Below are 22,267 nucleotides of genomic sequence, written 5' to 3' on the forward strand. Positions count from 1 at the left end.
CGGGGCGGGGCTCCCCTGGCGCCCGGGGCATTGACAGCGAGGGCATATCTGACGGACAGTCAGAAACCTGATCGGCGGGCCGGGGACGTGGGACGCGCCCGGGCCCGCCGACGGGTCTCCACGCATGTGTTCCCGCGCATGTGCCGGTAAGCGTGTGCCCGTACGCCCGAGTGCGTGCGGACCCCTCCGCACGGAAGGCCGCCGTCGTGCACCTCGCCCCGACCGAGCGCCAACAGCGGCTCCGCGCCGAACTGCGCGCGTACTTCGCCGACTTGATGCCCGACGGACCCCCGCCCGCCGCGGACGCGGACGCGCAGCGAGCGCTGCTGCGCCGGATCGGCGCCGACGGGATGCTCGGACTCGGCTGGCCCGTCGAGTACGGCGGCCAGGGCCGCGGCCCCGACGAGCAGTTCGTCTTCTTCGACGAGGCCTACCGCGCGGGCGCACCCGTCTCGATGGTCACCCTGAACACGGTCGGCCCCACCCTGATGAAGTTCGGCAGTGCCGAGCAGAAGGCCTACTTCCTGCCCAGGATTCTGCGCGGCGACCTCGTCTTCGCCATCGGCTACAGCGAACCGGAGGCCGGCACCGACCTCGCCTCGCTGCGCACCAAGGCGGTACGGGAGGGCGGCTCCTGGGCGATCGACGGGCAGAAGGTCTTCACCTCCAACGCCCAGAACGCCGACTGGATCTGGCTCGCCTGCCGCACCGACCCCGATGCGCCCAAGCACAAGGGAATCTCGATCATTCTGGTGCCCACCGATGCGCCCGGCTTCTCCTGGACCCCGATCGAAACGGTCGGCGGTCTGACCACCACGGCGACGTACTACGACGGCATCCGGGTGCCCCGGGGGAACCTGGTCGGCGCCGAGAACGCGGGCTGGGGTCTGATCACCAACCAGCTCAACCACGAGCGGGTCGCACTCGCCGCGATCGGCATGCAGGCCGAGGACTTCTACGAGGCGGCGCTCTCCTGTGCGTGTACGCCCGATCCGGTGACTTCCGCACGCCCCGTTGACCACGAATGGGTGAAGGCCAAGCTGGCGGCCACACATGCCCGGCTGGCGGCGAACCGCCTGCTCAGCTGGCGTTTGGTGGGTGATGTGGGGGCGGGAAATCTGGCGCCGGGAGACGCCAGCGGCGTGAAGTTCGCGGGAACGGAGTCCGCGGTCGAAACGTATCGAATGTGTCAGGAGATCGTGGGGGACGCGGGCCTGATCCGGGGCGGTTCGCCCGGCGCCTTCGGGGACGGGGAGCTGGAGCGGATGAACCGGGCGGCGCAGATCAACACGTTCGGGGGCGGGGTGAGCGAGGTGCAGCGGGAGATCGTCGCGACGATGCGGCTCGGGATGAAGCGGGGGAAGAGGTGAGTGGGGTGGGCGGGGCCGACGAGCTCGATTTCCTGGACCGGTTGAAGAAGTTCGAGGGGCAGCCGGCGGCGACGGCAGGGGTCGGCAAGGACCTCGTCAACGAGCCGATGATCAGGCACTGGTGCGAGGCGATGGGCGACACCCACCCCGCGTACACGGGGCCGGACGCGATCGCGCCGCCGACGATGCTCCAGGCGTGGACGATGGGCGGCCTGTCCGGACACGGCGACGGCACGGGCCGCACCTCCGGATACGACGAGCTCTTCGAGCTGCTCGACGGCGCCGGGTTCACCTCGGTGGTGGCGACGGACTGCGAGCAGGAGTACGTCCTTGACCTGCGGCCGGGCGATCGCGTGACCTATGACGCGGTGATCGAGACGGTCTCGGGGCGCAAGACCACCAAGCTGGGGACGGGGCACTTCGTCACCACGCGCATGGACGTCCGGGCGAACGGCGAGCCCGCCGGCACACACCGCTTCCGCATCCTCAAGTACGCCCCGGCAGCGAGCCGTTCGCGCGGACCGGCACCGGCCCCGGCCGGGGAGGGTGCGGCGGCCGGCCCGGACCGGGCGCCCGCCCGTGCGCTGCGCCCCCGGCCCGTCGTCAACCGGGACAACGCCGGATTCTGGGCCGGGGTCGCCGAGCACCGGCTCCTCGTCCAGCGCTGCACCGACTGCGCGGAGCTGCGATTCCCCTGGCTGCCGGGGTGCCACGCCTGCGGCTCGGCGCGCTGGGACACGGTCGAGGCGAGCGGCCGGGGCACCGTCTATTCGTACGTCGTGATGCACCACCCGCCCTTCCCCGCCTTCGACCCGCCCTACGCGGTGGGCCTGATCGAGCTCGCGGAGGGTGTCCGGATCGTCAGCAACGTGGTCGGGGTGGCGCCGGACGAGGTGCGCATTGGGATGGCCGTGCGTCTCGAATTCCTGCGTGCGGACGACGAGTTGGAGCTCCCCGTGTTCCGGGCGGAGGCATCCTGATGGATTTCACGCCCACCGAGGAGCAGTCGGCCGTCCAGGAGCTCGCCGCGCGGATCTTCGGCGACCTCTCGACGCACGAACGGCTCGCCGCGGCCGGCACGGGGACGGACGCGGAGCTGTGGAAGGCGCTGTGCGGGGCCGGTCTGGTGGCGGCCGTCGAGGAGGTCGGGCTCCTCGGTCTGGTCCTCGCCCTGGAGGAGCAGGGCAGGACCACCGCCCAGGTCCCCTTCGCGGCGAGCTGTGTGTACGGAGTCCTGGCGCTCACCACGCACGGCACGGCCGAGCAGCGGGGGCGGCTCCTTCCGGCCCTGCGCGACGGCACCGCGGTGGTGACCGGCGCCTTCCCGGCCCGCGCGGGCCGCGTACGGGCCACGGGGGACGGCGAGTTGAGCGGCGTCGTGCCGCTCGTGCCATGGCTGCGGGACGCGACGCACGTCCTGGTCCCGGACACGGAACACGCCCTGTGGCTGGTGCGGGTCGCCGATGCCGGGGCCGAGCCGTTGGAGACCACCGCGCCTTGGTCGGCCGGGCGGCTCGCCCTCGACCGTGCCCCGGCCGAGCGGGTGGGCGGCGCGGCGGCGTACGAGGACGTGCTGGCCACCGCCCGTACGGCGTTCGCGGGGCTGCAGGCCGGGGTGTGCGCGGGCTCGCTGGCGAGAGCGGTGCACCACACGACGACGCGGGAGCAGTTCGGCAGGCCCCTGTCCACCAACCAGGGCGTGCTGCTGCGGGCGGCCGACGCGTACATGGACACCGAGGCGATACGGGTCACCGCCTACGAGGCGGCCTGGCGCCGGGACGAGGGGCTGCGGTGCGGGACGCACGCGCTGACGGCGGCCTGGTGGGCATCCGAGGCGGGCACCCGGGTCGTGCACGCGGGCCAGCACCTGCACGGCGGCCTTGGCGCGGACGTCGAGCACCCCGTCCACCGGCACTTCCTCTGGGGGCGCCAGCTGGACGCGTATCTGGGCTGCGGGTCCGAACTCCTTGCCGAACTGGGCGAGTTGATCGTCGCGGAGCGTACGTCGATCGGGGGTGCAGCGGGTGGTGAGGCTGCCGAGCGGTCCGCGGGGGCCGAGGGGGGCGAGGTTGTCGGGCGAGCCCAGCAAGACGCAGGGGCCGAGGGCGTCGACGTTGCCGGGCGAGCAGAGCAAGTCACGGGAGTCGAGGGCGTCGCGATGACGGGGAAAGAGGGGGTGGGGGCATGAAGGCCGGAGACGAACTCGCGCCGTTGGAGATCCCGATCACACGGACGCTGATCGTGGCCGGCGCGGTGGCATCCCGCGACTACCAGGACGTGCACCACGACGCGGTGCTCGCGCGGGAGAAGGGTTCGCCGGACGTCTTCATGAACATCCTGACCACCAACGGCCTGGTGGGGCGGTACATCACCGACCACTTCGGTCCTTCGGCCCGGCTGCGCTCGGTGAAGATACGGCTGGGCGCCCCCAACTACCCGGGAGACACCATGACGTTGACCGGCACGGTGACCGCCGTGGAGGGGGAGGTCGCCGAGGTCCGGGTGACCGGGGCCAACGGGCTCGGCCACCACGTCACGGGCACGGTAAGGGTGGCTGTGCCCGCCCGGTCGGACTCTTCGGAGGCGTCATGAGCGTGCGCGGGGCGGACTCGCTCGGTGGACGGGCGGCGATCGTCGGGATCGGGGCGACCGAGTTCTCCAAGGACTCGGGGCGCAGCGAGCTGAAGCTGGCCGTCGAGGCGGTGCACGCGGCGCTCGACGACGCGGGGCTCGCGCCCTCGGACGTGGACGGCCTGGTCACGTTCACCATGGACACCAACCCCGAGATCACGGTCGCGCAGGCGACCGGTATGGGCGAGCTGTCCTTCTTCTCGCGCGTCCACTACGGGGGCGGCGCGGCCTGTGCCACCGTGCAGCAGGCCGCCCTCGCGGTCGCCACCGGGGTGGCGGAAGTGGTCGTCTGCTACCGGGCGTTCAACGAACGGTCGGGCCGTCGCTTCGGCTCGGGGGTGCAGCACCGCGAGCCCTCGGCGGAAGGGGCGGCGCTGGGGTGGTCGCTTCCGTTCGGGCTGCTCACACCCGCGTCCTGGGTCGCCATGGCCGCCCAGCGCTATCTGCACACCTACCACCTGACGCCCGAGGCCTTCGGCCATGTCGCCGTCACCGGCCGGCGCCATGCCGCGAACAATCCGGCGGCCTACTTCCACGGCAAGCCGATCACCCTGGCCGACCACGCGGCATCGCGGTGGATCGTCGAGCCGCTGCGGCTCCTGGACTGCTGCCAGGAGACCGACGGCGGCCAGGCGCTCGTGGTCACCACCGCCGAGCGGGCCAGGGACCTGCGGCAGCGCCCCGCGGTGATCACGGCGGCCGCGCAGGGTGCGGGACGCAGACAGGAGGCGATGACCAGTTTCTACCGGGACGCGCTGGACTCCCTGCCCGAGATGGGCGTCGTCGCGCGGCAGCTGTGGCGCACCTCCGGCCTGACGCCCGCCGAGATCGACGTGGCGATCCTGTACGACCACTTCACGCCATTCGTGCTGATGCAGTTGGAGGAGTTCGGCTTCTGCGCGCCGGGTGAGGCGGCCGACTTCGTGGCGGCGGACGGGGTGCCGCTGAACACGCACGGAGGCCAGCTGGGGGAGGCGTATCTGCACGGGATGAACGGCGTGGCGGAGGCGGTCCGCCAGGTGCGGGGCACCTCGGTGAACCAGCAGCCGGACGTCGCCCACGTCCTGGTGACGGCCGGTACGGGCGTGCCCACGTCGGGGCTCGTTCTGGGAAGGGACGACTGAGGGCAAGTCAGCACGGCCGGGACCGAGCGGCCCTGAACGCCCGTCAGGGAGACTCACCGCGTGACCGTTCCCTGCGGGGCGGCACTGGGGCGGACGGCTGATCTTCCACACGTACGGCCGAGGGGCCCGGCCGAGCGGTGGCCGGCCGGGGCGCGGAGCCGTTCACTCGGGCCATGCGCCGCCTCAAGATCGTCCTCGCCTCCGCCGCCACCGCGCTGCTCGCCCTCACGACCCTGCTCGCCCCGGCCGCGGCCGCGGACGAGGGGTGGGACGAGCGGGAGGCGGTGTCCGAGGGGAACTTCCAGGGCACCGCGTTCGACACCTGCAACACGCCCTCGCTGGCCGCGATGCGGGCCTGGCGGAGCTCGTCGTCGTACCGCGGCGTCGGCGTCTACTACGCGGGACGCGGCCGGCACTGCCTGGACCAGAAGAACCTGAACAAGAGCTGGGTGAGCCAGGTGAACCGGATGGGCTGGCAGGTGCTGCCCGTGTTCGTGGGCTCGCAGTCGCCGTGCGTGTACGCCGCGAACAAGAAGGGCGTGCGGATCGGCGGTCAGCCCGCGAAGCAGGGCAGGTCCGAGGCGGGGGAGGCGGTGCAGCACGCGCAGGCCCTCGGCATGCTGGACGGCAGCGCGCTCTACCTCGACCTGGAGGCGTACAACGTGGGCAACGCCTCGTGCGCCAGGACCACCCTGGAGTTCGTGCGCGCCTGGAACAAGGAGGTGCGGGCGCGCGGTTACGTGCCCGGGTTCTACAGCAGTGCCGAGTCCGGGGTGCGGCAGATCGAGCAGGCCCGGCTGGCGGGGAAGGGCGACCTGCCGGCGGCGATCTGGTTCGCCCGCTGGCACACGTCACCCGCGCTGTACCAGGAGGCCGCGCTGCACAAGGACGCCTGGCAGCACCGGCGCATCCACCAGTACGCGGGGGACGTCACCGAGACGCACGGCGGTTACCGTCTGACGGTGGACCGCAACCAGGTCGACGCGCCGGTCGCCCGCATTGGCTGAGCGGAGTCCGCGCCGGCCGCCCGCCCTGGCCGAGCCGGGTCCGCGCTGCTCGTGTGCATCGACCTGGCCGAGCCGACACCGCCTGTCAGCAGGGGCCGAGCCGGGTCCGCGGCGCTCGCGCGGGTCGGCCGGGTGGGGGCTGAACCCTGAGGGCCGGGGATGCGTCTCCACCTTCAGGAGGTGTGGCCACCCCCACCCCTACAACCTGAGGCGGACATCGCTTCGGGACCTGGGGCCGATCCCCGGGGCCCCGCGCGCTCATAGCGTGGAGACATGACAACGCCCGTCTGCACCAGCGCCTCCCGAGTGGCGACGCCCTACCACGCGTACGCGTCGTTCTCGTCGTACGTCCGCGCCAGGGGCCCCGTGCTGCTGCGCACCGCGCGCTCCCTGACCGCGAACGCGAGCGATGCGGAGGACCTGCTGCAGACGGCCCTGACCAAGACGTACGTCGCCTGGGACCGGATCGAGGACCACCGGGCACTGGACGGCTATGTGCGCCGCGCGCTGCTCAACACCCGCACCTCGCAGTGGCGCAAGCGCAAGGTGGACGAGTTCGCCTGCGACGAGCTGCCCGAGCCGGAGGTCGTGCCGGGTCCCGACCCGGCGGATCAGCAGGTGCTGCACGACGCGATGTGGCGGGCGGTCATGAAGCTCCCCGACCGCCAGCGGGCCATGGTCGTCCTCAGGTATTACGAGGACCTGAGCGAGGCCCAGACCGCCGAGGTGCTCGGTGTCTCGGTCGGCACGGTCAAGAGTGCGGTCTCCCGTGCGCTCGGCAAGCTCCGCGAGGACCCGGAGCTGGAGCCCATACGGTGACGGCCGGTGACCGCCGGGGCCACGGACAGCGTCCCCGGACCGGGTATCTGCAGGTAACTTCGCGGATGCGCGGCTGAAACTACTCCCGGGTAGTGACATACCGCGCGGTACGTGAGCAGAATCGGCAGACCCTTATCGCCAGAGAGCGCACCGCAGCGCTCACCGGGAGGACGCCGTGCTGAGCACCATGCAGGACGTACCGCTGCTGATCTCGCGGATTCTGACCCACGGGTCGACGATCCACGGCAAGTCCCAGGTCACGACCTGGACCGGCGAGGCCGAGCCGCAGCGCCGCAGCTTCGCCGAGATCGGTGCCCGGGCCGCCCAGCTGGCCCACGCCCTGCGCGAGCTCGGCGTCGAGGACGGCCAGGCGGCCGGCACCTTGATGTGGAACAACGCGGAGCACGTCGAGGCGTACCTCGCGATCCCGTCCATGGGCGCGGTGCTGCACACGCTCAACCTCCGCCTGCCGGCCGAGCAGTTGATCTGGATCGTCAACCACGCGGCCGACCGCGTGGTGATCGTCAACGGTTCGCTGCTGCCGCTGCTCGCCCCGCTGCTCCCCCACCTGCCGACGCTGGAGCACCTCGTGGTGTCCGGCCCCGGCGACCGGAGCGTGCTCGACGACATCGACGGGGCGGGCCCGCAGGTGCACGAGTACGAGGAGCTGCTCGCCGGGCGGCCGACCGCCTACGACTGGCCGCAGCTCGACGAACGCCAGGCCGCCGCGATGTGTTACACCTCCGGCACCACGGGCGACCCGAAGGGCGTCGTCTACTCCCACCGTTCGATCTACCTGCACTCCATGCAGGTCAACATGGCCGAGTCCATGGGGCTCACGGACCAGGACACGACGCTGGTGGTGGTGCCGCAGTTCCATGTGAACGCCTGGGGCCTGCCGCACGCCACGTTCATGGCCGGCGTCAGCATGCTCATGCCCGACCGGTTCCTTCAGCCCGCGCCGCTCGCCGACATGATCGAGCGCGAGAAGCCGACGCACGCGGCCGCCGTCCCCACGATCTGGCAGGGCCTGCTCGCCGAGGTCACCGCCCGTCCCCGCGACCTCACCTCGATGCGACGGGTCACGATCGGCGGCGCGGCCTGTCCGCCCTCGCTGATGGAGGCGTACGACAAGCTCGGTGTGCGGCTCTGCCACGCCTGGGGCATGACGGAGACCTCGCCGCTCGGCACCATGTCCAACCCGCCCGCCGGGCTCAGCGCCGAGGAGGAGTGGCCCTACCGCATCACCCAGGGCCGTTTCCCCGCCGGGGTCGAGGCGCGGCTCGCGGGCCCCGGCGGCGCGTTCCTGCCCTGGGACGGGGAGTCGGCGGGCGAGCTGGAGGTGCGGGGCCCGTGGATCGCGGGCGCCTACTTCGGTGGCGCGGGCGGCGACGACTTCCGCCCGGCCGACAAGTTCAGCCCGGACGGCTGGCTGCGCACCGGCGACGTCGGCGTCATCAGCCCGGACGGCTATCTGACGCTGACCGACCGTGCCAAGGACGTCATCAAGTCCGGCGGCGAATGGATCTCCAGCCAGGAGCTGGAGAACGCGTTGATGGCGCACCCCGAGGTCGTCGAGGCGGCCGTCGTCGCCGTCCCCGACGACAAGTGGGGCGAACGCCCGCTCGCCACGGTGGTGTTGAAGCCCGGAGCCACCGCCGACTACGCCGCCCTGAAGTCCTTCCTCGCCGAGAAGATCGCCAAGTGGCAGCTCCCGGAGCGCTGGGCGCTGATCGAGTCGGTGCCGAAGACCAGCGTCGGCAAGTTCGACAAGAAGGTCATCCGCAGGCAGTACGCGGACGGCGAGCTGGAGGTGACGGAACTGCGCTAGCCGTGCAGCCAGCGGCGCAGCAGGCGGCTCATGTTCGGCATGGCCACATACGTCATGAGCACGCTGAACAGCACCGTGAACACGGCCGTCCGCGGCACCAGCGGAAAGCCGGCCACATAGGGGCCGAGCACCGCGTTGCCCAGCAGTGAGACGGGGAAGATGGCGAGGCCCGAACTGATCGCCATCTTCCAGCGGGGCGGCGCGGGCCAGGTCTCGCCGGGCTTGGCGAACCAGGTCTCCATGCCGGTCAGTTCGCGCCGGGCGATCTCGGTGTGGTGATGGCCCGTGCAGTTCGCGAAGAACAGGGCGCGCTCGGTGGAGCCCTGCCAGCGATCGAGGGCGGCCGAGTCCCGGAAGCGATGGACCAGGAACCAGGGTGCCCCGGGCGCCGCCGGCCGGAAGAGGCCGTGCCCGAGGTGCCCGGGGAACCCGGCCGCGGCGGCCAGGATGTCGCGCGCCCACTCCTCGAACGACTCCTCGTACCCCTCCTCGACCTGCCGGGCGATCAACAGGGTGACCTCCCCGTTGTCGGCGGGGACGGTGGCGTGTTCCTGACGGGTGGCGGAGCTCGTGGGGGCCACGGGCCTCTCCTTGCGGTTCGTACGGTGTCGCGCGCCGCGTCAGCCTACGCACGCCGCAGCGCGCCGCGTCACCCGGTCGCACGGTCCGCCGAGGGGGCCTCGGCCTACCCCCAACCACCCGCAGGAACTGCCTAGTTGGTGCCGATTTTCGCCAGAAGGTCCACAATGCGGCCCTGTACCTCGCCACTGGTGGACCGTTCCGCCAGGAACAGGACCGTCTCGCCGGACGTCAGCTTCGGGAGCTCCGCCTGGTTGATGCCGGCCGAGGTGTAGACGACCAGCGGGGTGTGGTTCAACTGCCCGTTGGCACGCAGCCAGTCGATGATTCCGGCGCGACGGCGGCGTACCTGCATGAGGTCCATCACGACGAGGTTCGGCCGCATCTGGGCGGCCAGGGTGACCGCCTCGGAATCGGTGGCGGCGCGGGCCACCTGCATGCCGCGCCGCTCCAGGGTCGCGGTGAGCGCGAGCGCGATCTCCTCGTGCTCCTCGATCAGGAGCACGCGGGACGGGTGCTGCTCGCTGTCGCGCGGCGCGAGGGCCTTGAGCAGGACGGCCGGGTCGGCGCCGTACGCCGCCTCCCGGGTGGCCTGCCCGAGCCCCGCCGTCACCAGGACGGGAACCTCGGCCGCGACCGCCGCCTGCCGCAACGACTGCAGCGCGGTACGGGTGATCGGGCCGGTCAGCGGGTCGACGAACAGCGCGGCGGGGAACGCGGCGATCTGCGCGTCGACCTCCTCGCGGGAGTGCACCACCACGGGCCGGTAGCCGCGCTCGCTCAGCGCCTGCTGGGTGGAGACGTCGGGTGCGGGCCACACGAGGAGCCGGCGCGGATTGTCGAGCGGCTCGGGGGGCAGCTCGTCGTCGACGGGCTGCGGCTGCGGCCGGTTGGCCACCTCCACGGCGCCGCCGGGCCCGTCCAGCGGCTCGGGACCCTCGGCACCCTCGTCGGGCGCGCCGATCGCATAGGCGCGGCCCTGGCCCTCCGAGGGGGGCGAGGGGAGCACGGGATGTGGCCGGGCGGCCGGTTCGGCGGGCCGCTCCACACCTTCCGGAGGCGTGCCGAGCTTGCGCCGCCGCCCGGAACCGAGCGCGCCGCCGGTGGCCTGGGCCTGAGCCATCTGGGCCTGCGTCTGGCTGAGCGGCACGCCCTGCCCGAGCGCCCGCACGCTGAACGCCCGGCCCTGGGTGTCACCGGCCGCCGGGATTCCGCCGGGCGGCGTCTCGGCGGGCAGCGGCTGCCGGGCGGGCTTGGGGGCGGGCTGCGGCGGGTTCTGGTTCTGCTGGGGCGGCGGTACGGGGCCGGGAGCACCCGGCGCCGGAACCGCGCGGGCGGCCCACTCGGGCCGCTCGGCGGGATGCGCCTTGGGCGGGGTGTGGTCGGCCGGCGGGTCGCTGGGCGCGGGGTTGCCCCGAGCCGGACCCTTCGCCGGGCCGTTCCCCGGGCCGCTCGGGATCGGGTTCGCGGGCTGCGGGCCGGGGCCGGCGGGCAGGGCCGGGCCGACGGTGTCGTCACCCGTAGCGCCGCCTGCGGCAGGGGCGTTGGGGCCTGCGGGCGTACCGCTCGGCGGACCGGTCGGGGCGGGCTCGGCACCCATGGCGTCGGGGCCGGAGGTGACGCCCGTGGCGCCGGTACCTGTGGTGCCCGCGGCCGTGTTGCCCGCGCCCATGTTGCCCGCGCCCATGTGCGCGGCACCCGTGGCGCCCGTACCGGTGTCGCCGGCGCCCATGTGCCCAACGCCCATGTGTCCGATACCCACGTGTCCCATGCCCACGTGTCCAGCACCCGTGGGCACCGCGCTCATGTGTCCCGCACTCATCGGCCGGGCGCCACCCGTGGGCTCAACTCCCCTGGTTCCAGGATCAGTTGAGCCCGTGTTCGTCGATGCCGCCGCGGCTGCGGAACCCGCCGCATCCGCCGAAGACCCGGCGGGGGCGGCGCGCAGGGAGTCGGGGCGGCCCGGTGCGGCGGCCTCGACGGCGCCCGGAACCGGCGGCACCGGATGCGGTGCGCGGTCGGCATCGGCGGGCGGCAGCGCGAACGCGGTCCGCACCGAGCCTTCCTGGCCGCTCGCAGCGCCGCTCGCGGCACTATTCGCAGCGCCGCTCCCGGCGTTGCTCGCGCCCGGGGCGGAACCCAGGGCACGCCGGGCTCGGCGCCCGGTCGGCTCGGCGGCGTTCGCGGCCAGGTGTGCGGCGGCGTTCTCGGCCGGAGCGGAGGCGTGGGGCGCATCGGCGCCCGCCGGTGCGGGCAGCGCCCGACGGGCGCGGCGGCCGGTCGCCTCGGTGGGCACGCCTTGCGGCGGCACTGTCTCGCCCAGCGCGGCCCGGCCCATGCCGGACGACTCGCGGGCACTTTCCGCGCCGGTGACGACGGACCCCACGGACCCGCCGGGTCCACCCGGTCCCGCGGCTCCCCCGGACGCCTCCGCGGCCTGCTCGGCAGGGCTGGGGCGGCCGCGGCGCCGCCCGGACCCGGAAGATCCGGCCCCGGCGATCCCACCCGCGGCGGCCTCGGGCCCCGCGGAACTCTGCTGGGCCGGAATCCGGGCTCGGTCACCTTCGGGCCCGCTGTCGCCCTCCCCGTCACCGGCACCGGAACCCGAACCGGAACCCGCATCAGCACCGCCCCCCGCAGCCGCCCCGGCCCCGGACCCGGAGTCGGAGGCGGAACCCGAAGCGGCCCCCGCCCCGGACGACGTGTCAACGCGCGCCCGCCGCCGCCCCGTCGGGGACTTCTCCTCGCTGACCGGGCTCTCCAGGAACGCGTCCATGGACGCCCGCCGCCCGCGCCTGCGTCCGCCGCCGTCCTGCTGGGCGGGCAGCAGCGCCTCGTCGGGCTGCGGGGCCGCGGGGGCCTCGACCGTTCCGGCGCCCGCGCCGAGCGGCACCTCGAGTACGTACGCCGAGCCGCTCATGCCCGGCACGGCGACGGTCTGCAGCACACCGCCGTGCGCCTTCACGATGCCGCGCACGATGGGCGTGTGGACGGGGTCGCCACCCGAGTAGGGCCCGCGCACCTCGATGCGGACGACATCGCCGCGCACCGCGGCCGCGACGACGACGGTGGAGTCCATGTAGCCGCCGGCACCCACCGGCGCCTTGCCCGTGGCGTCCACCCCGGCGACGTCCGCGATGAGGTGGGCGAGGGCGGTGGCCAGGCGCGGGGCGTCGACCTCGGCCTCGATGGGCGGGGTGTGCACGGCGAACTGGGCCCGCCCGGGCCCGATCAGCTCGACGGCCCCGTCGACACCGGCGCCGACGACCGAATCGACGAGGACGTTGGCCTTCTTGAGCTCCTCGCTGCCCGCGTCGAGCCGCTGGTAGCCGAGGACGTTGTCGACGAGCGTGGTGATGCGGGAGTACCCGGCGGCGAGGTGGTGCAGGACCTGGTTGGCCTCGGGCCACAGCTGGCCCGCGTCGTCGGCGGCCAGCGCGGACAGCTCTTGGCGCAGCTCGTCGATCGGCCCGCGCAGCGAACCGGCGAGCACCGAGAGCAGCTGCTGGTGCCGGGCGGCGAGCGCGTCGTAGCGCCGGGTCTCGCGCTCCAGGACCTCGGCGTGCTTGGCGGCCTGCTCTTCGTAGGGGCGCCGGTCGGTGAACGTCATCACGGCGCCGACGAGCAGGTCGCCGTCGCGCACCGGTGCGGTGGTCAGGTCGACCGGCACCTTGGCGCCGGACTTCGTCCAGATGACCTGCCCGCGCACCCGGTGCTTGCGCCCGGACTTGAGGGTGTCGGCGAGCGGGCTGCCCTCGTACGGGAACGGCTCGCCGTCCTCGCGGGAGTGCAGCACCAGCGGGTGCAGCTCACGCCCGCCGAGGTCGCTGGCCCGGTAGCCGAGGATCTGCGCGGCCGCCGGGTTGACCAGGACGACCCGGCCGTCGGTGTCGGTGCCGACCACGCCCTCGGCCGCGGCGCGCAGGATCATCTCGGTCTGGCGCTGCGAACGGGCCAGCTCCGCCTCGGTGTCGACGGTGCCGGAGAGGTCCCGCACGACCAGCATGAGGAGTTCGTCGCCCGAGTACGAGCCGGGTCCGCCGCCGCTCCCGTAGGAGGCGTACGCGTCCCGCCCGTCCTCCAGGTTGGCGCTGGTCACCTCGACCGGGAACTCGGTGCCGTCGGTGCGGCGCGCGATCATCCGGGTCGGCTTGGTGCGGCCCTGCTCGTCCTCGCTCTCGGGCCGGCGCATGGAGCCGGGGATGAGCTTGGAGTCGAAGGTGGGCAGCAGATCGAGAACTCCCCGCCCCACAAGACCCGTACCGGGCGCCTCCAGCATCCCCAGCGCGACGGTGTTGGCGTTGACCACCGTGCCGTTGCAATTGACGAGCAGGAGCCCGTCCGGGAGGGCGTCAAGTATGGCTGCGAGGCGAGCAGCGCCTCGGGATGGCCTGCTGCTCACGACGACGCTTCCTCCCTGAACCACTGCACCTTGCGGCCTGTCACTGGGAGGGAGTCTAAAGGCTGGCGATGTGCGAGCGACGGCGGATGAGGGGGAGCTCTCACCAAGGTTGTGTGACTACGCCGTACGAGTGAAGGGCGTACAGGGTGTCCTACCTGCCGCTGGGCAGCACCGGGACGAGGTTGTCCCACCGCGAGATCTCGCACCCATTGGTACGGCTGTAGGTCGCGTCGACGGGGCGCCCGGCCCAGCTGCCGGTGACGTGCGCGGTGGCGGCACCGCCGTAGATGAACGTGCACGCCCGGTCCTTGGGCACCGGCGCGAAGGGGTCCTTGCCCCAGGTCGTCACGGAGTCCAGCTTGTCGCAGGCCTGCTGCGCGCGCGGGTGGCTGCCGCCCGCCGGGTGGCATTCCAGGGTGTACGTCCCCTCGACGCCGGGGACGTCGTCGACGGTGACGGTGAGCCGGTCCTCGGTCTGCCCGCCGCCGAGCAGCGGCAGCGGGACGGGCAGGGGGCCGGCCAGGGCGGTGGGTGCGGCGGCGAGCGCGGCGAGGGAGGCGGCGGCGGTGACGGCGAAGCGGCGCAGCATGGGTCTCGTGTCTCCAGGCGTTCGGACGGGCTGTTCGGACGAGCTGTTCGGACGGGCTGTGTTCGGCGGACCGTTCGGCGGGCGTTCGGTCTCCCGGAGTCCTGTGGAGTCCTGCGGGGTCTCGCGGGAGGGTCCCGAGGGCCTCCGGGAGCGTCCGGAGGCTTCCGAGGTCTAACGCGCGTCAACGCCCGGCGTTGCGCCGCACGAACGGCTTTGCTCTGGCGCCCACCCGCCTAGTACCGTGGGGGGCGATTGGTGACAGCCCGCAAGGCTGTGTCATCATCTGCACGCACCACTCGCACACGCGATGGTGTGCTGGAGGCGTCGCCTAGTCCGGTCTATGGCGCCGCACTGCTAATGCGGTTTGGGTCTTAAAGCCCATCGAGGGTTCAAATCCCTCCGCCTCCGCCAGCACCACCCGAAGCCCCGGCCCCACGGCCGGGGCTTCGCCCGTTCCCGGCCCCGTTGGCCGATCGCCGTGCCCGTTCCGGCTCTGTTCGCCGACTGCCGTGCCCGTTCCGGCCTCGTCCGCCGACCGCCGTGCCCTCGCCAGGGTCGCGCCCGGCCCCTGTTCGGGTCTTGTTCGGGCCCTCATTCGGCCCACCCGCGTGCGGGCCCTGCCGCCCCCGGTTCGCTCACGCAGAGGCATTTCCGCAGGTCAGAGCCAGTACGGCTAATGGATTTCGCGTCACGGCGCAGGTCATGTAATGTTGTTCTCGCAACGCCGACGGGGCAGAAAAAACCCCGGAAGCACAAGCACTCGTAGCTTAACGGATAGAGCATCTGACTACGGATCAGAAGGTTGCAGGTTCGAATCCTGCCGAGTGCACACAGGTAAGAGGCCCGGACGAGAGTCCGGGCCTCTTGCGTTTCCTGGGCGTACAGCAGCGAAGTACAGCAACGCCCTCGATCGTCGGCGGCCGACGAGATCAGGTGCCGCCCCGCATCAAGGCGGACAGCTGATCAATCGCCGCCCGCACGTCTTCGTCCGAGGCTTCGGCGTACACGTCCAACGTCATCGAGATCTGCGAGTGCCGCAGGATGCGCTGGGCGACCTTCGGGTGGACCCCCAGGGCGACCAGCAGCGCGCTGACCGTGTGCCGGGTGTTCCGCAGCGGGATCACGCGGATGAGAGCACGGCGGGCCCGAAGCTGGAACATGCGCGTGAGGTTGCCCGGCTCGATCGGGGTGCCGTACTTCGTCGTGAAGACGAGCCCGCGATCGTCCTGCCAGAGATCACCGGCCGCCTTCCGGTCGCCATCCTGCTGAGCGCGGCGCATCCGCAGGGCGACGAGGCACAGGTCAGGCAGCGGCAAGAAGTTGTCCGAGTCCTCCGTCTTGGTCTCGCGGTGCAGGATCTCGCGGCCGGCCCGCTGGATCTGGTGATCGACGTAAAGCACCTCGTTCGCGAAGTCGACGGACTGCCACGTGAGCCCCAGCACCTCCCCGCGTCGGAGACCGAAGCAGAGCACCAGGACCCAGGCCGCGAAGAGGTGATCATCGCGAGTGGCAGCGTCAGCAAGGAACCGGCTCGCTTCGACCACGGACCACGGCTTGATCCGGCGGCGCCGAGGCTTCGGAACACGGACCAGGGCAGCTACGTTCTTGCCGATCTCCTCTTCGGTCACGGCGTGCGTGAGCGCGGCCCTCAGCGCGTCCCGGGCGGCCTGGACGACCCTCTTGGAGGCGTACGCCTCGCAGCACTCGCCAACCGCACAGCAACGGCGATGATCTGCACGGCGCTTGGCGTCCTTGCCCTGGGCGCAGCACTGGCAGAGATCAGCCAGCTTCGTGAGCCACTCGCGGACGTCCCGGACGGTGAGCTTGTCGAGCCGCTTCGGGCCGAGGTGCGGGGCGATGTAGAGCCGGACGGAACCCTCGTACGAGATGTACGTCAACGGCGCCAGATTCGGCCTCACGATCGAGTCGAGCCAGTAGGCGAGGAACTGGGCCACCGTGCGGTGCCGGGTCGCGACCGGACCGCGCTTCGCCTCAGCGTGCAGGGCGAGCCACTTGCCGTGGACCTCATCGCGGGTCTTGCCGTACGCGTACTTCCGGGCCCGCTTCCCGTCCGGCTTGGTGACCCAGACGTAGGCCGCGTACCCGTTCTTGTACGGGTAGATGGAGCCTTCGCCGTTGCCGCGCTTGCCGCTCATGCAGACCACCCCTGTTCGGCTTCGTGAGCCAGACGCTCGATGTACTCGTCCACGTAGCGCGGCAGGATGCGGCGGTTGCGTCCGTCCTTGATGGAGCGGATCTCGCCGGTGAGCACGAGCATCTTGGTCTTGGAGAGGCCGTAGCCGAGCATTTCGGCGACTTCCTTGGTCGTGTGCCACTTCCGCTGAATGACTGCCGTGGTCATGCTTCGGCTCCTTCCAGGGCCAGTTGGTCTTGCAGGGCTTCGCGTGCGGTGTCGCGATTTACCTGGATGTCGCGGTGGATGTTGGCGGCGAGCCAGGATTCGCCGGGTGTGTGGCCGTGTCCGGCGTATGTCCAGTGGGCGAGGGTGAGCGTGGTGGTCTCCGGGTGGTCGTCTGGGTCGGGCAGGCCGAGGGAGGCGCGTTGTTGGGCTGCGCGGTAGTCGGCGCGGACCTGGCGGAGGGCGCCGAGGGTGGTGGAGTAGCGGCGCGACTTTGTGGAGAAGTGGCCCCGGAAGCCGAGCATGTGGGCCCAGTCGCGGAGCTTGCGGTCCGGGTAGGCGTCGTGAAGGTCGAGGCAGGCTTCGATGAGGCGCCGGGGGTGGTCGGGCACGCCGAGCAGCAGGAGGGCTTCGCGGTTGCCGATGCGGCGGTCGACGGTTCCGGTGGTCTCGGCGGCTTTGGTGGCGTACTTGGCGACGTAGGAGGCCACGGCCTGTTCGGTGATCTCGGAGCCGTCGCCGAACGCTTTGATCGGCTGGACATCGATCCGGTCGCCCCATCCCAAAGCCCGTGCGGGGTGGTCGCCAGAGGCGGGCAGGTCGACGCGGACGCGTGCGGCGGCGGCATTGATGGCGTCCGTGAGCAGGGCGACGGTGGCCCAGTGCGGGGGCGGGGTGTCGGGTCCTTCGGGTCCGTCGAAGCGGATCACGGCGTGAAAGTGGATGGCACCGCGCTTCTGATATTCGGCGACCTTGCCGAAGGACAGCCGGGACTGTTCCCGGGCTTCCTTCTGAGTTCGGCCGGCGCGAGCGGCGATCTCACGGCGCAGGTAGATCGTGAAGTAGCGCCACAGGTCGGAGGCGTGGTTGTTCCACAGCACGGCCCCGGCGTAGTCGTACGTCTCCGGGTCGAGGGGGGTGCCCAACTCGGGTGCGTCGTCCGGATGGTGGGTGCCGCAGCGGCAGGGGCGGGTGCCGGGCCGGTTGTGGACGGGGCCGAAGCTGGGGGCGGTGAGGGTGGCGAAGACGCGGGGGTGTTCGCGGATGGTGTGCGGGGTGCCCTTGGCGGGGTCGCCGACGAGTCCGGCGCGGATCAGGTGGTAGGTGTCGCCCGCGTAGGTCCAGGCGCAGGCGGGGCAGCGGGAGGCGCGGCGGTTGCCGCAGGCGATGCGGAGATGCCCGCCCGGCTCGGTGTCGGTCGAGTAGGAGTACAGGACCTGCCCGGAGGCGCGGTCGCGGGTGACGGTGGCGCCGCGCAGGTGGATGGGATCGGAGCAGCCGCCGGTACGGCGGAGCTGGTCTTGGAGGCGATCGAAGCCGGGGGCCCCGGCCACCCTCAGCACGTCGGCGAGGGTGGCCGGGTCCAGGCCCGCCATCGTGGCGGTGTCGGTCATGGGCGGATCACCGACCGGCGCGGAGAAGCGAGGCGGCGGGGGTGGTGTGGCCGGTGCCCTTGCAGGCCGGGCAGGTGACGGGGAGCGTCGTGCGGGTGCCGTCCGGGTTGCGGGTGCCGGTGGTGATGGTGACAGCGGGGAAGCCGTCGCAGTGGCGGCAGACTCGCAGGTTCAGGGCGTACGCGGGCATGATGAGACTTCCCTTTCGGGTCCGTTGGATCTGGATGGGGTTGGGCGCCCGGAGCGGCGGAAGTTTGGCGACCGAGGCCGCTCCGGGGGCCGCTAGCGGCGGCGGTTGCGGCGCGGGTAGGCGGGCGGGATGTCGTCGTATCCACGCTGTCCGGCCTCGAACGAGTCGATGTTCGTGGTGCCGTTGCTGAGTTCGCGGGTGATGCGGCGGACCGTCTTGCGGTCACCGTGGCGCTTGGCGATGGCGTATTCGCGGCCGAGTTCAGCGGCGGCCGGGTCGGCGGGGGTGCTGTCGTTCTGCTTGCGGTTGAACAGGCCCATGACGAGTCCTTTCAGCGGTTGTTGTTCATGAGGGAACGGACGACGACCGCGCACACGGCGACAGAGGCCCCGGTGATCGCGACCGCCAGGAGCATGGAGACCAGGACCGTCCCGACGACCAGCACGACGGCCGTGCCGCCGCCGATCAGGGCGAGGGTGCTGCCGGGCGTCAGGTGGATTGCCGGACGCGGCGGGGGGACGGGGGCCGGGTCGGGCACCGGGGCGTGGTGCTGGACCGAGACCGGGTCGGTCGGGGCCGGGCGGGTGGCGTTGCGCAGTGCGGTGATGGTGTCGGACACCGGGTACTTGGGCGTGAACATCGGGAACTCCCTTCGGTTTGGGTCTACTTGTGGAGGGCGGTGTTGATCACGGGGGACAGGAAGCTGTCGGCGAGGAGGTAGCCGCCGAGCAGGACCACGGCCACGAGCCACCACGGCGGGCGGACGAGCTTGATGCCGAGCCAGCCGACGACGATCAGGGCGAGCCAGAGCGGAACGTTCATGACGGAACCCCTTCTAGGCCGTGCAGTGGTGGGTGCGGGCGGCGAGTTCGGCGGCCGAGCGGTTGGCGTACTCCGCCGAGAAGTCGCAGCGCGGGGCGGTGCAGGCGGCCGTGTGGCGTTCGCGGCCCCGGGTGTCGTAGAAGGTGGCGACGGTGACCGGGCCGATGCGCTGGACGTTGCGGAAGCGCCGGTAAGCGGGCATGACAGGTCGTCCTTTCTGATCAGGCGAGTTGGAGTTGCGTGGCGATCGCATCGGCCATCGGAGCGGGCAGTCCCAGCCGGGCGCGCAAGGCATCGCGGTCGATCGGGTCACCGGTCGTGGCCTGGTGCGTGTCGGCGATCTTCTGGGCGTGCGCGAGCAGAGCGGGCGGAACTGACGGGGCGGGCGCGGTGACCACCGGAGCGGGAGGAAGCTCGGGGGCAGGAGCCGTGGCCGGTTCGTCGTCGCGCTGCAACTCGACTTCTGGCGACTTCGGTTCGACTACGCGCGGTACGGGCTCAGGGCCGGGGTCGGCGGGGTTGTGGGCGAGCAGGGTGCCGCCGAGGAACGCGAGTGCGGGCCATCCTGCGACCAGGAACCGCAGCCAGGCCGGGGCGTCGGCGAGGTTGAGGAATCCGGCGGTCGCTACGTTCGCGCCGAGTGAGGCCACCAGGGCGACCAGGAACCAGCACCACGCCAGGCGCGGGGTGTGCCCGGTGCGCAGGCGTCGCCAGGCTGCGACGAGCAGCAGATCCACGGAGACCGGGTAGGCCCAGGCTTTCCAGCCGTCCTGTCCGGCCGCTTCGGCGAGATCGTGCAGGTGGGCGAAGGACAGTGCCCCGGCGATTACGGCCTGTACGAGGACAGCGTCCGGGCGGATCAAACGACTCACGGTCTCCACCTCCTTCGGGGTAGCGACCGGGGCCAGGCGGGGAAGCGATCTGCGGCCGCCCGGTCCCGGAGGAGTTCAGTCGGTCGGGGCTTCGCCGGTACCGAGGCAGGTCAGGCACAGGGCCTCCTGCCGGGCGTTGCTGACGTGCTTCTTGCGGCCGCCGACCTGGAAGGGCTCCAGGACCTGGCCGCCCCGGCAGTCCGGGCACGGGAAGGGCTGGGGCTGGGCCTTGACGGTGCTCTTCTGGGCAGCCATGTCAGCGGCCCTGGCCGTTGCGCTCTGCGTTGTGCTCTTCCTCGGTGATCCGCAAGAACTCGCCCATCGCGTGGTCGGCGCTGTCCTGCCACTTCTTGGCGCTATCGCTCATGCCCCACTTGCGGGCGCGTTCGCTGCACTTGAGGTCATCCGCCTGAGCTTTGAGCGCATCCTGGGCGGAAGTGAATCGACGGAACATGAGGGTTCTCCTTGGAGGTCAGCCCCGGTTTCGGGCATGGAGCGGGTAAGGACCTGGCGCGAAGCGGTCACGCCGACCGTGGTGCGGGGTGGATCAGGGAATGGCCGGCGCCCTGGTCGGCATCGGCGGAATACTCGACGCCGGGACGGGAACGGGCCGGACTACCGGGCTGAACGGTTCCAGGGCCTGAAGATTCGGGATCAGGTGAGCGAACTCCCGGCACACGGCGGCGGTTTCCTCCACCGACGTGTGCGGGGTTCGGATGCGGCCCCAGCCGCCGGAAGCATCCGCAGCCACGGCCTGTCCGGGGCGGTCGGCGGGGATCGTGCACGCGGCCGGAACGGACTCCGGGGCCACGTCACTCAAGCCCATTTCAGCGGTCTGCTTGTCGTTCACGCGGTGCACCACACGGCCGGTGAGCTGGGCACGGAGCATCGTGGCACCCTTGCCCAACTCGGAGCCGAAGCGCTGACCGCAGATCTCCAGGTAGATGCCGACCGCGCGGGACAGTTGGGCCAGGCGGATCAGACCGGTGACGATCCGCTCACGGCGGTCCTCATCCTTCTTCGAGGAGATCAGGAACAGTTCCGCAATCTCGTCGACCAGCACCACCACTGGCGCCGGGCGCAGATGCCCGGGAAGCTCCCACAGATCCGAGACGCCGTACTTGGCGAGCAGATCGAAGCGGTCTTCCATCTCCGCCACCAGGACATCGATCAGCGAGGCCGCATCGTCGGGGTTCGTGGCCAGGGCCGACAAGCGCGGGGCATATCGGGACTGTTCGACACCGCGCTTGCAGTCGATCCCCACCAGTGCGACCGGCAGTTGGGCCAGACCCTTGATCAGGTTGCGCTGATACATCGACTTGCCCGACTGGTTCGCCCCCAGGGTCAGGGCGTGCGGGATCTCGCGGTAGTTCCGCACGTAAGCCGTACCGTCGTCCCGCAGCGCGACCGGAACCACCAAGTCATGCGGGGCGGCTTTCTTCGGCATCCGCACCCGGCGCAGTACGTCGTAGCCGGTCATCCGCAGCTCGACATAGCCGGGCTTCGACGGGATCACGTGCACCGCGTGGACGCCCCAGGCGTGCCGGAGACGCTCCGAAGCCGCAGCCACGTCGGCAGGCTCCAGACCGGCCGGAAGCCGCAGTGTCACCCGAAGACCCGTTGACGTGCCACGCACTCGGCGGATCTTCGGCGGAACCGGCTGCACCTCACTACGGGCGATCCGGCGCGACATGAACGCCCGCAGACCCGACGGCTGCACCGTCAGACCACACACATCCATCGTCGTGCGGTACGAGAGCGAGAACCGCCCCCACGTCACCGGCAGGCCCACCGTCGCCCAGTACAGGCGAGGCGCCCGAACCTTCACGACACCGAGACCGCCGACACCGGCTAAGGCGCCCACACCCTCCAGCCACAGCGACAGATCCGACATCGTCAGACTCCGGCCGTGATCGCGATCGCACGGAACGAAATCCCGTGACGCTTCTGCCCGTTGAACTCGTTCTCCCAGTCCCGCGCCTTGAGACCGGTCACCTTCACCGGGATACCCGGGGCGAGTCCCTCCTGGTATCCGGTCTCCGGGATGGTCACCTGGTAGAGATTTCCCTCCCCCTCGTCCGAGACCAGCAGGCCCACCGTCGACAGCGGCGCCCCGGTCTCCCGGTCCATCGCACGCTCACCCGTCTTCACGTTGGCGAGCTTCGGCGTCGGGGCAGTCGCCACGAACACCACAGCGGTCGAAAGGTCGATCTTGAACGACGGCATGGATACTCCCTCACTCGGCGTGGAGGCACCCCAAAGAGGGCCCTCACCGCCC

At 71.6% G+C, this 22,267-nt stretch carries 23 protein-coding genes, 2 tRNA genes and 1 pseudogene; 10 read left to right on the plus strand and 16 right to left on the minus strand.

Annotated features, from left to right (window positions below; translation table 11 throughout):
* Positions 1-206 precede the first annotated feature (206 nt).
* The 8 genes and pseudogenes from IE267_RS25860 to IE267_RS25895 all read left to right on the plus strand — a co-directional run bounded on the left by IE267_RS25860 (position 207) and on the right by IE267_RS25895 (position 8,782).
* On the plus strand, positions 207-1,370 hold the full coding sequence (locus tag IE267_RS25860; protein WP_189764869.1) for an acyl-CoA dehydrogenase family protein: 1,164 nt from the start codon (positions 207-209) through the stop codon (positions 1,368-1,370).
* 5 nt (positions 1,371-1,375) lie between these two features.
* On the plus strand, positions 1,376-2,350 hold the full coding sequence (locus IE267_RS25865) for a bifunctional MaoC family dehydratase N-terminal/OB-fold nucleic acid binding domain-containing protein (RefSeq protein ID WP_373304589.1): 975 nt from the start codon (positions 1,376-1,378) through the stop codon (positions 2,348-2,350).
* Positions 2,350-3,372: pseudogene (locus tag IE267_RS25870) on the plus strand (acyl-CoA dehydrogenase family protein); the annotation flags it as partial. The gene IE267_RS25865 and the pseudogene IE267_RS25870, both read left to right, overlap by 1 nt.
* A gap of 182 nt (positions 3,373-3,554) precedes the next feature.
* Positions 3,555-3,962 carry a MaoC family dehydratase gene (locus IE267_RS25875; RefSeq protein ID WP_167158320.1) on the plus strand — a complete coding sequence of 136 codons (408 nt, stop codon included), beginning with the start codon at positions 3,555-3,557 and terminating at the stop codon, positions 3,960-3,962.
* Positions 3,959-5,125 carry a lipid-transfer protein gene (locus tag IE267_RS25880; protein ID WP_161248598.1) on the plus strand — a complete coding sequence of 389 codons (1,167 nt, stop codon included), beginning with the start codon at positions 3,959-3,961 and terminating at the stop codon, positions 5,123-5,125. Before IE267_RS25875 ends, IE267_RS25880 begins: the two co-directional genes overlap by 4 nt.
* A 173-nt stretch (positions 5,126-5,298) precedes the next feature.
* Positions 5,299-6,132: a DUF1906 domain-containing protein gene (locus IE267_RS25885; protein WP_189764871.1), complete on the plus strand. Its 834-nt coding sequence runs from the start codon at positions 5,299-5,301 to the stop codon at positions 6,130-6,132.
* 273 nt (positions 6,133-6,405) lie between these two features.
* Positions 6,406-6,951 (plus strand): SigE family RNA polymerase sigma factor, encoded by a 546-nt coding sequence (locus IE267_RS25890; RefSeq protein ID WP_161248602.1) that lies wholly within the window; start codon positions 6,406-6,408, stop codon positions 6,949-6,951.
* A 175-nt stretch (positions 6,952-7,126) separates the two neighbouring features.
* Positions 7,127-8,782, plus strand: coding sequence for a long-chain fatty acid--CoA ligase (locus IE267_RS25895; protein WP_189764872.1), 1,656 nt, complete (start codon positions 7,127-7,129; stop codon positions 8,780-8,782).
* Here the strand turns inward: IE267_RS25895 and IE267_RS25900 are convergent.
* The 3 genes from IE267_RS25900 to IE267_RS25910 all read right to left on the minus strand — a co-directional run bounded on the left by IE267_RS25900 (position 8,779) and on the right by IE267_RS25910 (position 14,352).
* Entirely contained in the window at positions 8,779-9,363 is a 585-nt protein-coding gene (locus IE267_RS25900; RefSeq protein ID WP_189764873.1) for an antibiotic biosynthesis monooxygenase, read from the minus strand. The two genes, IE267_RS25895 and IE267_RS25900, sit on opposite strands and share 4 nt — an antisense overlap.
* Before the next feature lie 131 nt (positions 9,364-9,494).
* Positions 9,495-13,763, minus strand: coding sequence for a PAS domain-containing protein (locus IE267_RS25905; RefSeq protein ID WP_189764874.1), 4,269 nt, complete (start codon positions 13,761-13,763; stop codon positions 9,495-9,497).
* Between the two features lie 151 nt (positions 13,764-13,914).
* Positions 13,915-14,352 carry an SSI family serine proteinase inhibitor gene (locus IE267_RS25910; RefSeq protein WP_167158312.1) on the minus strand — a complete coding sequence of 146 codons (438 nt, stop codon included), beginning with the start codon at positions 14,350-14,352 and terminating at the stop codon, positions 13,915-13,917.
* Positions 14,353-14,669: 317 nt separating this feature from the next.
* On the opposite strand from IE267_RS25910, the gene IE267_RS25915 reads away from it, so the two are divergent.
* Positions 14,670-14,763, plus strand: a tRNA-Ser gene (locus IE267_RS25915).
* Positions 14,764-15,108: 345 nt separating this feature from the next.
* A tRNA-Arg gene (locus tag IE267_RS25920) sits at positions 15,109-15,181 on the plus strand.
* A 100-nt stretch (positions 15,182-15,281) separates the two neighbouring features.
* On the opposite strand, the gene IE267_RS25925 is transcribed toward IE267_RS25920, so the two are convergent.
* From IE267_RS25925 to IE267_RS25985, 13 genes are all read right to left on the minus strand, one after another.
* Entirely contained in the window at positions 15,282-16,508 is a 1,227-nt protein-coding gene (locus IE267_RS25925) for a tyrosine-type recombinase/integrase (protein ID WP_373304590.1), read from the minus strand.
* A complete protein-coding gene (locus tag IE267_RS25930) occupies positions 16,505-16,714 on the minus strand; it encodes an excisionase family DNA-binding protein (RefSeq protein ID WP_189764876.1) in 210 nt (69 codons plus the stop codon). Before IE267_RS25930 ends, IE267_RS25925 begins: the two co-directional genes overlap by 4 nt.
* Complete coding sequence (repSA, locus tag IE267_RS25935; RefSeq protein WP_189764877.1) at positions 16,711-18,105, minus strand: replication initiator protein RepSA; 1,395 nt, start codon at positions 18,103-18,105, stop codon at positions 16,711-16,713. Before repSA ends, IE267_RS25930 begins: the two co-directional genes overlap by 4 nt.
* A 7-nt stretch (positions 18,106-18,112) precedes the next feature.
* Complete coding sequence (locus tag IE267_RS25940; protein WP_189764878.1) at positions 18,113-18,295, minus strand: hypothetical protein; 183 nt, start codon at positions 18,293-18,295, stop codon at positions 18,113-18,115.
* A 92-nt stretch (positions 18,296-18,387) separates the two neighbouring features.
* Positions 18,388-18,615: a hypothetical protein gene (locus IE267_RS25945; protein ID WP_189764879.1), complete on the minus strand. Its 228-nt coding sequence runs from the start codon at positions 18,613-18,615 to the stop codon at positions 18,388-18,390.
* Positions 18,616-18,626: 11 nt separating this feature from the next.
* Positions 18,627-18,935: a hypothetical protein gene (locus tag IE267_RS25950; RefSeq protein WP_189764880.1), complete on the minus strand. Its 309-nt coding sequence runs from the start codon at positions 18,933-18,935 to the stop codon at positions 18,627-18,629.
* 23 nt (positions 18,936-18,958) lie between these two features.
* Positions 18,959-19,117, minus strand: coding sequence for a hypothetical protein (locus IE267_RS25955; protein WP_189764881.1), 159 nt, complete (start codon positions 19,115-19,117; stop codon positions 18,959-18,961).
* A 13-nt stretch (positions 19,118-19,130) separates the two neighbouring features.
* Positions 19,131-19,319: a mobile element transfer protein gene (locus tag IE267_RS25960; RefSeq protein WP_189764882.1), complete on the minus strand. Its 189-nt coding sequence runs from the start codon at positions 19,317-19,319 to the stop codon at positions 19,131-19,133.
* Between the two features lie 19 nt (positions 19,320-19,338).
* The gene (locus tag IE267_RS25965; RefSeq protein WP_189764883.1) at positions 19,339-19,989 is read right to left on the minus strand and encodes a DUF2637 domain-containing protein; all 651 of its coding nucleotides are present in this window, start codon (positions 19,987-19,989) and stop codon (positions 19,339-19,341) included.
* Positions 19,990-20,064: 75 nt separating this feature from the next.
* A complete protein-coding gene (locus IE267_RS25970; protein ID WP_189764884.1) occupies positions 20,065-20,244 on the minus strand; it encodes a hypothetical protein in 180 nt (59 codons plus the stop codon).
* Position 20,245: 1 nt separating this feature from the next.
* Positions 20,246-20,443 carry a hypothetical protein gene (locus IE267_RS25975; RefSeq protein ID WP_189764885.1) on the minus strand — a complete coding sequence of 66 codons (198 nt, stop codon included), beginning with the start codon at positions 20,441-20,443 and terminating at the stop codon, positions 20,246-20,248.
* Positions 20,444-20,536: 93 nt separating this feature from the next.
* Complete coding sequence (locus IE267_RS25980; protein ID WP_189764886.1) at positions 20,537-21,883, minus strand: FtsK/SpoIIIE domain-containing protein; 1,347 nt, start codon at positions 21,881-21,883, stop codon at positions 20,537-20,539.
* Positions 21,884-21,885: 2 nt separating this feature from the next.
* Positions 21,886-22,215 carry an SCO3933 family regulatory protein gene (locus IE267_RS25985; RefSeq protein ID WP_189764887.1) on the minus strand — a complete coding sequence of 110 codons (330 nt, stop codon included), beginning with the start codon at positions 22,213-22,215 and terminating at the stop codon, positions 21,886-21,888.
* Between the last annotated feature and the right edge of the window lie 52 nt (positions 22,216-22,267).

This window comes from Streptomyces xanthochromogenes (assembly GCF_014650455.1).
Taxonomy (GTDB): domain Bacteria; phylum Actinomycetota; class Actinomycetes; order Streptomycetales; family Streptomycetaceae; genus Streptomyces; species Streptomyces xanthochromogenes.